We start from the raw sequence: 14,114 nt of genomic DNA, 5'->3' as shown, positions 1-14,114 counted from the left end.
TTTCTAAATAAACGGTCTGGGAAATAGTGGGTTTTGGTACCTGGCGTTTCGAATAATGGGAAAATGGGCCATGGCAGTTCCTTTTTAATGTTTTTGAGTCTAATGGAGCCCGTTAAGCGCAGTTTCTGTATGGCCCAAGTACGTAAAAAGATGAGGAACCGTTATGGTAAGGTGAAATTTAAGTAAATTTCGGACTTGTTTGAGCGCCGGGCCCTTTGGCTGGGCCTACAGATATACGATATGGAGGAGCAAATACATATACAAGAGGATAACGAAGGGCTTTTCGAACACCAAAGGATTGTGGCCGACCCGAAACAACAGCTATTGAGGCTGGACAAGTTTCTGTTGGATCGTTTGCCGAACGTGACCAGAAACCGTTTGCAAGCCGGAATAAAGGACGGTAACGTAAAGGTAAACGGCGAGAAAACGAAGGCGAACTACAAAGTGCGCCCCGGCGACGAAGTGACGGTAAGTATGTCGGAGCCTCCGCGTGATACGGAAGTGGTGCCTGAGGATATTCCCCTCAATATTGTATATGAGGATGCTCACCTGTTGGTAGTGAACAAAGAAGCTGGTATGGTAGTGCACCCGGCTTACAATAACTGGTCGGGAACATTGGTGAACGCTTTGGCTTACCATTTCAAAAACCTCCCGACGATGGAAAACAACGAGGGTCGTCCCGGTTTGGTACACCGAATCGATAAGGACACCAGTGGTTTACTCGTGATTGCGAAGACGGAACGCGCTATGCGCGGATTGGCCGAGCAGTTTTTCGACCACAGCATCGAAAGAACTTATTATGCGTTGGTTTGGGGCGAGCCCAAGACCGAAACGGGAACTATCGATGTCAATTTGGGCAGAAGCCTAAAAGACAGACGTATCACGGCCGCTTTTCCGGAAGGGGATTTCGGGCGTCACGCCATTACGCATTATAAAGTGTTGAAGAACCTGCGTTACGTGAGCTTGATCCAATGTAATCTGGAGACGGGACGTACGCACCAGATTCGTGCGCATATGAAGCACATCGGGCATACGCTCTTTAACGATGCCACTTACGGTGGGGATAAAATCCTGAAAGGAACCAAATTCTCGAAGTATAAGCAGTTTGTGGATAATTGTTTCAAAACGATCCCGAGACAATCGTTACACGCCAAGTCTTTGGGCTTTGAGCATCCGGTAACGGGCGAGCATATGCAGTTTGATTCGGAATTGCCGGAAGACTTCAAGAACGTGATCGAGAAGTGGGAACAATACGTAAAGTATAACTAATTCGCTTTGGGCGAATACAGTGGAAAATAAATCGAAACCGGAGCCTTGAGGTTCCGGTTTTTTTAATCCTCTTTCCAAAACGGCGCTTCCGCAAGCGGTTTTTCGCCGTCTACGGTAGGTAAGCCGTGTTCGGCCCGTAGCTTGTTCCCGGCTTCTATCTGGTAGAACATTTTTGCGGTTGCGGGACAGACCGGCAGATTACGTTTCCGGCTGAATTTTTCTAGACTTCTTGGACGGAATCGTTCTTCTTGGCCTGTTTTCAAAAGTCCTTTGGCTGGTCCGAGACCGGAAAGCGGTCCCATTCGTTGATGATCATGGGCTTGGCTAAGCGCGCAACCGAACTGTACGAATGCGGGATTCAGGACGGGAACGGCGTGTTTGTCCCAAGTGCTTCCGAATAGCTTTTTTTCCTTTTTGTGCTCCATCAGCCATCGGTCGGAATCCAGCCAAACCGGAGGCGTTTTGACGTGTGGCGTATAAGAGGCGTCGCAACGTACGTCTATGGAAAGATCGCAGAGGCCCTCGGTTTTGGGATCAAGGATCACGAAATTTGGGCTACGGTAAGTTTGGGGAACGCCTGCCCGGTCCAAGTGCGTTTCGGTTAGGTGCCCGTAGGCGGTGGAATGAAGGAGTTTTCTGCCCTCGGGACGCGAAAGCAGGCGGGCGTACATAGCGTTATAAACGCCACGGCACTCGCGGGCGACAGAAGGTGGAATCTGTGCGAAGGACGTTCCGTAGTTGATATGCGTTTTGCCTTCGACCAATTCTCCCCAAAACCCCTGAAGGTTTTCAAATTGCCGTTTGGACATTCTGGAAAGGTCCGGAGTCCAGATCGGGAGGGCGAATTTGGTCATTTTGGCCACTACGTTATAATGCTCTTCTTGTATGTCGTCCAGAAAATCGATAAGCGTGGCGGTCATGGCTTCCCGCCTGTCCTCAATGGGGTTGGCCCGCATCCATTGGTAAATATAGTGTTCCAGAATATCGAGAATCTCCATTTGGGCGTGGTGGAGCATTTCCATTTTCCGGGCGTCGAAGCTATGGTATACCGCTGATTTTCCTTCCATTAGCGGGTTGCCGTCCTCGTCGCAGGCGGTGGCTACTTTCATGCCCATCGCCGTTCGCAGTTCTCGTGATTTTGTACGGAGGGTTTCTTCGGCTTTGTTAACGGCGTTCTGTTGCGCTTCCGTCAATTTACTTATCTTTTGCTCAAGGCTGGTTTCTTCCGTCTCTGGGTTTTCTCCTATATATTTTTCGATCAACGCATCGTGAATCAATCTACGGAGTTCAGGCTGAAGTGTGTCGGACTGCGGGTTTCTGGAACAAAACCGAAGCGCTCGCAACTTCCGGAATACCGGAATCTGGCTTTCCTCGATGTCTATTTGCTGATCAATCTCCGCTACTTTCTTTTTGAATTTAGATAAAGGAAGGTTTTTGCTCAACAGCTCTTCCTTTTCCTGTCTGAGTTTCGCTCCCACTTTGTCCAATAGGGCCACTCGTCTCATCCAGCCTATTTTCTTGAGCGCCTCGTACCCGAATTTGGCAAACTCTATGGTTTCCGGTTCCAATAATTCCTGCAAGGTTTCGATTTGCTCTTCGGACAATGGTTGTGGCTGGACGATCGCTAGGCTTTTTATGGCGATCTCGAAGTGTTCTTTGGGCAATTTCAGTCCCCGGAACTGCTCAGGATGTAGGGCGATGGCTTTGCACCTGGCAAGGTTTAGCTGAAGTTGTTCGTAGTTTTCCAGAGCCTTGTCAAACGCTTGCATAGCCTTGGTGGCACTTTCGGGAGGCGGGACTGAGGCTACTTCTTTTTCCAGATGATGGTATTGGTCTAACAATTTGGCGAATTCCAGAAACAGCCGGGTCCGCATGATTTTTTCGCATTGCCGGTTCATGCTGTCGGTTTGTTTTACCGACGCGTCTTCCGACTCGGTAGCCCCTGTTTCGCCCAATAGAATAAACCGTTCCTCACGGCGGTATTGCTTCGCTATTTTGGACCTTACCGTTTCTTCCAGCTTTTCCTTAGTAAAAAGAGCTTGTATAGTCTCAGTTTGAGTGGATTGGTGTGTGGGAGATTGGTTTTGGCGGAACGCTCTTTTTTTGGGGGGAAGAAACATCGGGAAGCGCTTTGGAAAGAAACGGGCATTTGCGCCGGCTTGTTCTTCGGGAGTGTAGATCTTGCCATATATTTTCAATTTACAATTGCATCATTAGTGAAATGAGGTCAATGGTATTCGGATAATGATATATTAATTAATGAGATATGATTTATATTAGTTTCTTGTCCTTGGGAAGATTGTATTTTTGTTGATAATCAATCATGACATGTTTTTGAGCTTCTTTAACACATATTTTTGATGGACTTTAACCTTCGCAATTACGGATTGAGAATAAAGTTGATGGTAACGTTTTCGGGTCTCGTTTTTTTTGGCCTGTTACTCGCTTCCGGTTTTGCCTTGACGCAACTTTATGAGTTCAAGGAAGAAGAGATTCGGACTAATAAGGAATCCACGACGGAAAACCTGAAGTCTAATTTGCGGAGACTGTCGGAGGTGGCTTACCAAAGCGTGGCGAACGGTTATGAGCTTATGCACTCAGAATCGTTTATGGAAAAGCATTTCGGTCCGGCCTTGCAAAACGGTGTGGAGGGAGTTTTTCGTTTGGTTGAGCATGAGCACGAGCGGATACGCGCCCAGAAAAAGAACGAGTTGATCGAACAGGCCGAGATGTTGAGAATGATCAAAGACATCAGGTTTGGGGAGCAGGAATCCGGATATGTATTCATTTTTACGGCCGAAGAAGAACCGCTGATCGTTGCCCATCCCATATTTCCCGAAGCTGAAGGAACCATGACCGGCCCTCATCTGGCATTGCCGGGTAAGGAGCAGACTTCCAAGGCGATTAAAGAGATGGCCAAATTGGCCAAAGAGAAAGGTTTCGGTTTTTATTTTTACGATTTCCTAAACCCTGACACAGGAAAAGTGGAGCGGAAGCTGTCGTATTTCCGCTATTTCCCCGAATGGAATTGGGTGGTGACTACCGGGGTTTCGGTAAAAGGTTTTGAAGAGGAGATCCGGAAAAGGCTGATCGTGCAGGTCAAGAATATGCGTTTTGACGAAGGGAACGGGTATTTTTGGATAACGACCGACGAAAAACCGAGACCTACAGTAGTCTATGATTACAGAAGTCCCGAGCTGGTTGGCAAAAAGGTTCCCGGCATCTATAAGGATATAAACGGCAACGAATTGTTTCTCTCTTTTGTGACCGCTGCGTTAGAACGGGACGGCTTTACAGAATATCAATATTCCCGGGAAGGCGGTTCCGAAAAATTGGATAAGCTGGCCCATTCCATCCATTTTAAGCCTTACGGATGGATAATATCGACGGCGGTGTATCTTGACGCATATGAGAAAGAGCACATGGCCTTTTTGGAGAGAGTGGAAAGCAAGGCCTCTTCGATTACCATACTTATGATAGGGATGTCCTTGTTGCTGTTGGCGGGTAGTCTTCTGGTGGCGTTCTTGTTCAGCCGTGAGATTACCCACATCGTGGAACGGGTGAAGGAAGCCATGTTGAAAATGTCGAAGGGCGAATCGGTGGAAGAAATCGAAATCCAAAACCTCGGACAAGACGAACTCGGGCAGATGGTACTTTCCATGAACAGAATGAGAGAAGGCGTCGGCGAATACGCCCGTTTCGCTCAGGATATCGGTGACGGAAACCTTGAATCCGAGTTTAAGCCTTTGGGAAATGAGGATCGTCTGGGCAATTCTCTGTTGCTGATGAGGGATAACCTGAAAACCGTTGCCGAAGAGGAAAAATTGCGTACTTGGCATAACGAAGGGCTTGCTAAGTTCGGAAATATGTTGCGGGATTCGACTTCGGAGAATATGCTGGCGACTGTTTTGTCCGAATTGATCAAATATGTAAAAGCCAATCAAGGGGCGTTTTTCATCGTGTCTGATTCTGAAGAAGAAGCGCGGACACTCAAAATGGAAGCGTGCTATGCTTACGGCCGAAAGAAATTCATAAATAAAGAAATTGCAGTAGGCGAAGGTCTGGCCGGCGAGACGTTCCGAGAAGGAATGACCCGTCTAATGACCGAAATCCCCGAAGATTACCTAAACATCACCTCGGGCTTGGGCAAAGCGTTGCCGAAGTGTCTGATTTTGGTTCCGCTTAAACTCAACGATACCGTGTTGGGCGTGTTGGAGCTGGCCACTTTCCATGTTTGGGATGAAGCGGAGGTGGAGTTTCTCGAAAAGATTTGCGAAAGCGTTGCCGTAGCAGTTGCGAATAGAAGGACAAACGTGCGGACGGAACACCTTTTGAGAGAGTCGCAAGTGCTTACCGAAGAGCTGAGAACGCAGGAGGAGGAAATGCGTCAGAATATGGAAGAGATGCAGGTGACGCAGAGCGAACTGGCCCGTAAAAATCTGGCTTCCGAAATCCATGAGCAAGGCTTTGACCGTTATGGTTTTATCTTGGAAATGGATGATCAAGGCGAGGTTAAGGGCGGAAATAAGTTTGCGTTGGAACAACTCGGAGGGAAAAAGGCTGTTGTCGGAAAATATTTCGGAGAGTTTGTGGCTGACCAGCATTTTAACGGCGAAGAATTCTGCGGTTTGCTTAAGCAAAGAAACAGTTTGGCGCTGCAAACACGGTTGCGGATGGAAGACGGAACCGAGCAAATGTTCGCGGGCATGATGACATATATGAAGCAGGAGAGCGCCGTTCGCATGATTGGGTTTCTGCCCAACGTGATCAATTCGAGCGTGGTGGACTAAACCAGTTTCTGAAAAAGAAAAACAGCCTCTTTTTGAACTTGGGCAAAGGGTTCGGAAAGAGGCTTTTTGTTTACCGTCGGGTTCGGTTTAGCCACGCCCGTATCTTTTCTTATCTTTGCCAGATAATCAAGACTTAATATCCCTTACGATACATATGGCTAAGAAAACGAAATCCGGCAAGGAGACGCCCCTGATGAAACAGTACAACGCCATAAAGGCCAAGTACCCCGGCGCCCTGCTGCTCTTCCGCGTCGGCGACTTTTACGAAACCTTCGGCCAAGACGCCGTCACGGCCAGCAAAGTCCTCGATATCGTGCTTACCAAGCGGGCCAACGGCTCCGCCTCGCACATAGAGCTCGCCGGATTTCCGCACCACGCTCTCGACGCCTACTTGCCCCGCCTTGTGCGCGCCGGCTATCGCGTGGCCATTTGTGATCAGTTGGAAGACCCAAAATCCGTAAAGGGAATCGTAAAACGGGGCGTGACCGAGCTGGTAACGCCCGGCCTTTCTTTCAACGACAACGTATTGGAACAGAAGACCAACAATTATCTGGCTTCTGTCTATTTTGGAAAAAAGGACGATTGTGGAGTGGCCTTCCTCGATCTTTCCACCGGCGAATTCATGCTATCCACCGGCACGGCGCAGTACGTGGACAACCTTGTGCAGGGACTTAAACCCTCGGAGATTCTTTACGCCAAACCGCAAAAGGACCGTTTCAACGAAATCTTTTCGGAACAGGCCAACAGCTTCGCCTTGGACGACTGGGCCTTCACTTACGATTTCGCTTTTGAGCAATTGACCCAGCATTTCGGCACAAAGTCGCTCAAGGGATTCGGTGTGGAGGAACTGACCGAAGGTATTATCGCCGCGGGCGCCGTGACGCAATACCTCAAAGACACCGAGCATAAGGAAGTGGCCCATATCAGCGCCCTTTCGCGCATCGAGGCGGACCGTTACGTTTGGCTCGACCGCTTTACTATCCGCAATCTTGAGCTTATTCATCCGCAACAGGACGGTGGTGTTCCGTTGATCCAGATTATGGACAAAACCCTTACGCCAATGGGCGGACGGATGCTCAAAAAGTGGGTGCTTTTGCCATTGAAAGAAAAAGACGCCATCGACCGCAGGCTCTCGGCCGTGGAGGCTTTGTATAAAGACGAAGACTTGCGCGACGATATCAGCGATCTTTTCCGTCATATCAGCGATCTGGAGCGTTTGATTTCGAAAGTGGCCGTCGGGCGAGTGAATCCTCGCGAGCTTTTGCTTCTGAAGAAAACCTTGATACAGGTGGAACCGCTGAAGGAGCTTCTTCAGGAAAACGGGCATTCGGAATTGCTCAAACTGGCCGATATGCTGAACCCTTGCGCCTATTTGCGCGACCGCATCGAGGCTGAGATCAAGGATGACGCTCCGTTGGTGATCAACCAAGGCGGAATATTCCGCGACGGCATCGACCCGGAACTGGACGAACTCCGTAGCCTCGCCTTTTCGGGTAAAGACCATTTGGAACAAATCCGCCAAAGGGAGATTGAGCGCACGGGGATTCCTTCCCTGAAAATCGCCTATAATAAGGTGTTCGGCTATTATCTGGAAGTCTCGAACGCGCACAAGGACAAAGTGCCCGAAGAGTGGATCCGTAAGCAGACATTGGTCAACGCCGAACGCTATATCACGGAAGAGCTGAAGACGTATGAGGAAAAAATCCTTAACGCCGAGGGCCAGCTGACCGTAATCGAGCAACGCCGCTATATGGAGCTGGTGCGCAACGCCGCCGAATACGTAACGCCCGTACAGCAAAACGCCAGAGTGATCGCTACGCTCGATTGCTTGGCCTCGTTTGCCGATATCGCCGAAACGCATGGCTACACTCGTCCGGACGTGCATGAGGGAATGGAAATCGATATCAAAAACGGACGCCATCCCGTAATCGAGCGCCAACTGCCCGCCGGCGAGAGCTACGTGCCCAACGATGTGCTTCTCAACGACGGCGACCAGCAGATTATCGTAATCACCGGACCGAACATGTCCGGTAAGTCGGCCCTGCTCCGCCAGACGGCGCTGATTACGCTGATGGCGCAGATGGGTAGCTTCGTCCCCGCCGACAAGGCCCAGATCGGCATTACCGACAAGGTGTTTACCCGCGTGGGCGCTTCGGATAACCTCTCGAAAGGCGAATCTACCTTTATGGTGGAGATGACCGAGACGGCCAGTATCATGAACAACCTCAGCGAACGGAGCCTCGTGCTGATGGACGAAATTGGGCGCGGAACCAGCACTTACGACGGTGTGTCCATCGCTTGGGCCATTGTCGAGTACCTGCACAATCATTCGCGCTGCAAAGCCAAGACGCTTTTCGCCACGCACTACCACGAGCTGAACCAGTTGGCCAACGACTTTAAGGGGATCAAGAACTTCAACGTCTCCGTCAAAGAGCACGACGGCAAGGTGATTTTCCTGCGCAAGCTCCGCGAGGGTGGCAGTGCCCACAGTTTCGGTATCCATGTGGCGCAGTTGGCCGGTATGCCCAACGGTATCGTCGATCGCGCCAACGAGGTGCTCGGATATCTGGAAAAAGAAAAAGCTCAGGAAAAACAGGCCGAGAAAGTGGCCAAAATCCCGGCGAACAATTACCAGCTAAGCCTTTTCGACGCCGTGGACCCAAGGCTGGAAGAGCTGAAAAACAAGCTGGAAAAGATTGACGTCAACACGCTTACGCCATTGGAGGCGATGATGAAGCTGAATGACTTGAAAGAGGTTATGAAATAACAACCGCAAAGGTTTTGACTCCCCACAGCACTGGGGAGTTTTTATTTTTGAAAAAAGGAGAAGCAGCGATGACAGAGAAAAAGACTTTTAGGCTAAGCGCCGATTACATCAAAAAGCAAAAGGCCAAAGCCATTGCGGTGAGTGTCGTTTTGGATATCATTGTGCTGGCGGGCATCACCGCCCGTTTGTGGTATGGACGCGAAAGCGATGAGGCTTTTTGGAAAGTGGCCACAATCGTATTGCCCACGGCAATGGTTGCGGGCGTACTCGTCTTGCGCTTCTTTGTCCGAAAGGCAAACACTCGATTCAAGGATTTCCGCATCACATTCGACGGTAAGAAACTGGAACAACACGCTTTTGAACAGCCGAAGCTCAGCATTCCGCTTAACGAGATTTCTGATATTGTCACTGATGAAAACGGTGCGGTTAGGGTAAAAGGCAAATCGGAGGAAGAAATTGTCTTGCTGAACCAGTTGGAAGGGCGAGAAGAACTGTTGGGAATGATCAGGCGCTAATGGAGGGTTAAACCCAAGCGCAAACGCCTTGCTACAGCGAACAAGAGCCGTAAACATCCGAATGGGCGCCATAATAATGCGTACGAATAGCTTTTTTCTTGTATTGGTACAATGAGTTCATGCACGGGTGCGGTAATTGTTCGAACGGACGGCTTAAAACTGCGAACAGATGCGCAAAACAGCAGGCCGAATGCTATTTTTATTGTATGAATGCAATGAATTTATGTATGTGTGCAATAAAGTTTCGAACAAACGCTAAAAAATGCAGAACAGAAGGCCCCAAACCCGAACAGATGGGAATAAATGGCGAACAGATACTTCGAAATAAAAAACCGGAGCGATATTCGGCTCCGGTTTTGGTAAAAGAAGCGGTTCTTTTAGGCGGAGAACCGCTTCTTGAGTTTGGGATCAGTGGAATTTGATCTCGATTAGCCTTTCCTCCGCTTTTACGGGAAGCTGGGCGGTCCAGAGTCCGTCCTTGCCTTTCTTAAAGTTTACGCCCTTGGCACTTGGTGTCTTGTCGGGACTCCACAGGGCTACGGAACCGCTTTCCGCCAAACGGATTTTCATCATATCGGCGTTTTCCTCAACAAGATCGTAAGTCTGCGGACCGAGGTATTTGTCCGTACGGCCTATAAACGCGCGTCCGTGCCTTAGTGGGAGCAAAAGCGTGAGCTGGTCCTCGAACTGACCTACCGACACGCTGAAAGAACCGTCAAGCTTCCGGGCCTTGCCTTCATGCACATCGTAGGCGAGCAGGCCTTCGGCCGGAATTTCCCAAGAACTTTCGCTCTGTTTGGTCATGGAATTGGCGTTGGCGTAATATTCCCCTTTGATCGAGGCCTGTACGTCTTGCGGATTGTTGTTGAGGTTCATCGACATCAGGGCGGCGCAACGGTTTTTGAGCGGAGCCGTCACCTGATAGGCTTTTCCGCTGAGGAACGGATCGGTGTAAACGCTTTCTGTCACTGGCGTGCCCGGCGCCAAGGTCCCGAGGATTTTGCCGTCAAGATAAACGATCGGATGCACGAAATCTGCCTTGATATGTCCGGGATGATCCGAAAGATAAACCGGTCCGCCGGAAATGGAGCGGGCCACGGAAGCCAAACGCGAAATCTTGTCCGGTCCGTAGCCGGAATGGAACATGTCCATATCGCCCCACAGGATCGGGCTCATCCAGAGCGTGTTGCTGAACGACTGTACGGTAGTATAGCGGAACCTATCCTTATTGGCTTTGTAGTCTACGCTGTTTCTGGTAACCGAACTAATCCGGGTGTTGAAGACATTGGGACTAAACTGTGCGATGCAGTTGAGTAAGCCGTCCAGATATTTGTCAGCGGCGTTTTCTAATGCTTGCTGGTTGAAGTACGAGGCTTTAACGGCATTGGCTGTGCCAAAATAGAAGACATGGTTGTTACACTGAAAATCGACTTTCATAAAATCGAAGCCGTCTTTTGCGGTTTTAGTGGCCATTTCCTCATAAAAAGCTTTGGCTGAGGCGGGGTTGGGCTTTGAAAGCATGAGGTTACCTTTTTTGAAAAGGTGCGCTTCGAGTTTTTTCATCTTATGTTTAGACGATACCGCGCTCGTAGTGCCTGTCATGTTTCGCCAAATACCCATCCATTTAATTTTGTCATCTTTTTCCTTTGTAAGAAAATCCCAACCTGTCGGGAACTTAACGGAATCAACGCCAAAGGAGACTAATTGATGCCCCTCTACGTGAAGGTAGCCATTGTCCACCATCAACCATCTGAAAGGGAGTTCGCTGGCTTTAAGCAAAGCCAACGATTTCGACAAATTCTTCTGATTGATGCTCCGTTGGAAATGCTCCCAAGAACACCAGCCTAAATAGGAATACATTTCCGGGTATTCCTTCTGATGGCGGAGCTTGGCCATATTTTCCATACCTTTCATTGCCAAGGCTTTTTCCCAAACTAGGTTGGATGCGCGATGTGGCGTATCGGCTACAGCAACGACATAAAGCGGAAGGTCTCCGCTTACGGCTTCGGTTCCGAAATTGGTTGTGGTTAGGTAGAGCCTGCCGTTCTCGGGCATAAATGTACTGAGCGCTTCCTTTCCGGCAATCGGCAATATTGCCATGTGCTGTCCGTCAGTTAGTTCCAGGGAAAGAAAAGTTCCGTGTTTTAACTGAGCGGTTATTGGGTTCTTTTTCGGCAGATTACGGGGCCTGCCAGGAATGAAGGCAAGTAGATCCGGGATTGTTTTGAACCAGATTGCCTCAATCCTATTTCCCGCACTAGGCCAAGTGTATGGGCGGTAGTAAACCCCTCTTTTAAATTGAGGCAAAATAATTTCCTGGCGGAGAAGGGCCCCGACAGAATCCGGTGCTCCTGAGAAGTTCTCGACCGTGACGGCTTTGACCCCGTTTATATTTGACAAATCGACGATAGTGGGAGCCTCGGGTTTACTTTGTTCTTTCCCGCAGGAAAAAAATAGACCAAAAACTAGCGCTATGAAGGTTAATGAGAAGAATCGGACTTTCATTTCTCAAATATTTTTTGAGTGAAATTTTGACCACCACTTACAGGTGTGTTTTATGTAAGTGATGGTTGAAATAAAAGACATTGTCGATGGTATTTCACCTCCTGTATTCAGGATCAGTGGAATTTGATCTCGATTAGCCTTTCCTCCGCTTTTACGGGAAGCTGGGCGGTCCAGAGTCCGTCCTTGCCTTTCTTAAAGTTTACGCCCTTGGCGCTTGGCGTCTTGTTAGGGCTCCAAAGGGCCACGGGACCGCTTTCCGCCAAACGGATTTTCATCATTCCGGCGTTTTCCTCGACAAGATCGTAAGTCTGCGGACCGAGGTATTTGTCCGTACGGCCGATAAACGCGCGTCCGTGCCTTAGTGGGAGCAAAAGCGTGAGCTGGTCTTCGAACTGACCTACCGACACGTTGAAAGAACCGTTAAGCTTCCGGGCCTTGCCTTCATGAACATCGTAGGCGAGCAGGCCTTCGGCGGGAATTTCCCAAGAGCTTTCGCCCTGTTTGGTCATGGAATTGGCGTTGGCGTAATATTCCCCTTTGATCAAGGCTTGTACGTCTTGCGGATTGTTGTTGAGGTTCATCGACATCAGGGCGGCGCAACGGTTTTTGAGCGGAGCCGTCACCTGATAGGCTTTTCCGCTGAGGAACGGATCGGTGTAAACGCTTTCTGTCACTGGCGTGCCCGGCGCCAAGGTCCCGAGGATTTTCCCGTCGAGATATACGATCGGATGCACGAAATCTGCCTTGATATGTCCGGGATGATCCGAAAGGTAAACCGGTCCGCCGGAAATGGAACGCGCCACGGAAGCCAAACGCGAAATCTTGTCGGGTCCGTAGCCGGAATGGAACATGTCCATATCGCCCCATAGGATCGGGCTCATCCAGAGCGCATTGCTGAACGATTGTGCGGTGGTGTGGCGGAATTTGTCCTCTCTGGGCTTGTAATCCACGCTGTTTCGGGTCACGGAACTGATGCGGGTATTGAAGGTGTTGGCGCTAAACTGCGCGATGCAGTTGAGCAGTCCGTCAAGGTTTTTGTCGGCGGCGTCTTCCAGTGCCTGTTGGTTGAGATGCGAGGCCTTTACGGCGTTGGCCGTGCCCGAATACATGGCGAAGTTGGTGTGCTGAAAATCGACTTTCATAAAGTCGAAGCCGTTTTTGGCCGTATTGAGGGCCATTTCCTCATAAAAAGCCTTGGCCGAGTTCAGGTTGGGCTTTGAGAGCATACGGTTGCCGTATCTGAACAGGTGCGCTTCGAGTTTTTTCATCTTGTGGCGGGTGGAAACGCCGCTCATATAACCCGACATATTCCGCCAAATGCCTATCCACTTAATCTTGTCGTCTTTCTTTTTTGTAAGAAAATCCCAACCAGTTGGGAACTTTACTGAGTCTACGCCGAAGGTCAACAGTCTGCGGCCTTCTTGGTGGAGGTAGCCGTCGTCCACCATCATCCAGCGGAAAGGAAGCTCGCTGGCTTTGAGGGCCGTCAAAGATTCCGACATGTTCTTTTGGCTGATGTTTTTGTGGAAATGTTCCCAAGAGCACCAGCCCAGATAAGAGTACACCTCGGGGTATTTTTTCTGATGGCGGAGTTTGGCCATATTTTCCATGCCTTTCATCGCCAACGCTTTTTCCCAAACGAGGTTGGACGCTTGGTGTGGGGTTTCGGCCACGGCCACAGCGTAGAGCGGAAGGTTTCCGCTTACTGCTTCGGTTCCGAAATTGGCGGTGGTTAGGTAAAGCTTGCCGTTTTTAGGGGTGAAAGTACTGAGCGCTTCTTTTCCGGAAATGGGCAATACGGCCATATGCCGTCCGTCCGCCAGTTCCAAAGAGAGGAAAGTTCCGTATTTCATCTGAAAATTGGTTCCGTTCTTCATGCGAAGGTCACGAGGCTTACTCGGGCGGTAAGCGAACAGATCCGGAAGCGTTTCGAACCAGACGGCCTCTACCCTGTTGCCGGAAATTTGCCAAGTGTACGGACGGTAATAAACCCCTCTTTTGAATTTGGGCAAAATGATTTCCTGTTGGAAAAGCACGCCGACAGAGTCCGGCTTTCCGGAGAAGTTTTCGGCAGTGACGGTTTTGGCCCCGTCAATATTCGACAGATCGACGGTAGTTGGGACTTGGGGTTGGGATTTTCCTTCCCTGCAGGAAAAAAGAAGGCCGAGGGCCAGCGCCAAAACGGGTAGCGCAAATAGTCGGATTTTCATATCACAAATGTGTTCGCGTTAAAAATATATTTTTGCCCGCAACTTATAAAGCGCCTGC

General features: G+C 49.7%; 7 protein-coding genes. 4 read left to right on the top strand and 3 right to left on the bottom strand.

What is annotated here, in order from left to right; all coding sequences use genetic code 11:
- The first annotated feature begins 240 nt into the window (after window positions 1-240).
- Window positions 241-1,269, top strand: a complete 1,029-nt coding sequence (locus AABK39_RS18675; protein WP_338392824.1) for an RluA family pseudouridine synthase — start codon at window positions 241-243, stop codon at window positions 1,267-1,269.
- Window positions 1,270-1,331: 62 nt separating this feature from the next.
- Here the strand turns inward: AABK39_RS18675 and AABK39_RS18670 are convergent, their stop codons facing one another.
- Window positions 1,332-3,467: a hypothetical protein gene (locus AABK39_RS18670; RefSeq protein WP_338392823.1), complete on the bottom strand. Its 2,136-nt coding sequence runs from the start codon at window positions 3,465-3,467 to the stop codon at window positions 1,332-1,334.
- A 162-nt stretch (window positions 3,468-3,629) separates the two neighbouring features.
- Here AABK39_RS18670 and AABK39_RS18665 point away from each other — a divergent pair, with 162 nt between their 5' ends.
- The 3 genes from AABK39_RS18665 (at window position 3,630) to AABK39_RS18655 (ending at window position 9,341) form a co-directional block, all read left to right on the top strand.
- Complete coding sequence (locus AABK39_RS18665; protein ID WP_338392822.1) at window positions 3,630-6,059, top strand: cache domain-containing protein; 2,430 nt, start codon at window positions 3,630-3,632, stop codon at window positions 6,057-6,059.
- Between the two features lie 154 nt (window positions 6,060-6,213).
- The gene (mutS, locus tag AABK39_RS18660) at window positions 6,214-8,826 is read left to right on the top strand and encodes a DNA mismatch repair protein MutS (RefSeq protein WP_338392821.1); all 2,613 of its coding nucleotides are present in this window, start codon (window positions 6,214-6,216) and stop codon (window positions 8,824-8,826) included.
- A gap of 68 nt (window positions 8,827-8,894) precedes the next feature.
- On the top strand, window positions 8,895-9,341 hold the full coding sequence (locus AABK39_RS18655; RefSeq protein WP_338392820.1) for a hypothetical protein: 447 nt from the start codon (window positions 8,895-8,897) through the stop codon (window positions 9,339-9,341).
- Window positions 9,342-9,749: 408 nt separating this feature from the next.
- Here AABK39_RS18655 and AABK39_RS18650 read toward each other — a convergent pair whose 3' ends face one another.
- Together AABK39_RS18650 and AABK39_RS18645 are read right to left on the bottom strand one after the other, a co-directional pair.
- Window positions 9,750-11,846 carry a Sip1-related alpha-galactosidase gene (locus AABK39_RS18650; protein ID WP_338392819.1) on the bottom strand — a complete coding sequence of 699 codons (2,097 nt, stop codon included), beginning with the start codon at window positions 11,844-11,846 and terminating at the stop codon, window positions 9,750-9,752.
- Window positions 11,847-11,959: 113 nt separating this feature from the next.
- Window positions 11,960-14,056: a Sip1-related alpha-galactosidase gene (locus AABK39_RS18645; protein ID WP_338392818.1), complete on the bottom strand. Its 2,097-nt coding sequence runs from the start codon at window positions 14,054-14,056 to the stop codon at window positions 11,960-11,962.
- Between the last annotated feature and the right edge of the window lie 58 nt (window positions 14,057-14,114).

The sequence above is a fragment of the Fulvitalea axinellae genome, from assembly GCF_036492835.1.
Classification (GTDB): domain Bacteria; phylum Bacteroidota; class Bacteroidia; order Cytophagales; family Cyclobacteriaceae; genus Fulvitalea; species Fulvitalea axinellae.
Note: the sequence above shows the minus strand (reverse complement) of the source record. Positions and strands in the feature narration are given on the sequence as shown.

What these genes read in the sequence shown, in the direction of transcription:
- AABK39_RS18655 (WP_338392820.1), top strand. Translation starts at nt 8,895, where the DNA reads ATGACAGAGAAAAAGACTTTTAGGCTAAGCGCCGATTACATCAAAAAG.
- AABK39_RS18675 (WP_338392824.1), top strand. Translation starts at nt 241, where the DNA reads ATGGAGGAGCAAATACATATACAAGAGGATAACGAAGGGCTTTTCGAA.
- mutS (WP_338392821.1), top strand. Translation starts at nt 6,214, where the DNA reads ATGGCTAAGAAAACGAAATCCGGCAAGGAGACGCCCCTGATGAAACAG.
- AABK39_RS18645 (WP_338392818.1), bottom strand. Translation starts at nt 14,056, where the DNA reads ATGAAAATCCGACTATTTGCGCTACCCGTTTTGGCGCTGGCCCTCGGC.
- AABK39_RS18650 (WP_338392819.1), bottom strand. Translation starts at nt 11,846, where the DNA reads ATGAAAGTCCGATTCTTCTCATTAACCTTCATAGCGCTAGTTTTTGGT.
- AABK39_RS18665 (WP_338392822.1), top strand. Translation starts at nt 3,630, where the DNA reads ATGGACTTTAACCTTCGCAATTACGGATTGAGAATAAAGTTGATGGTA.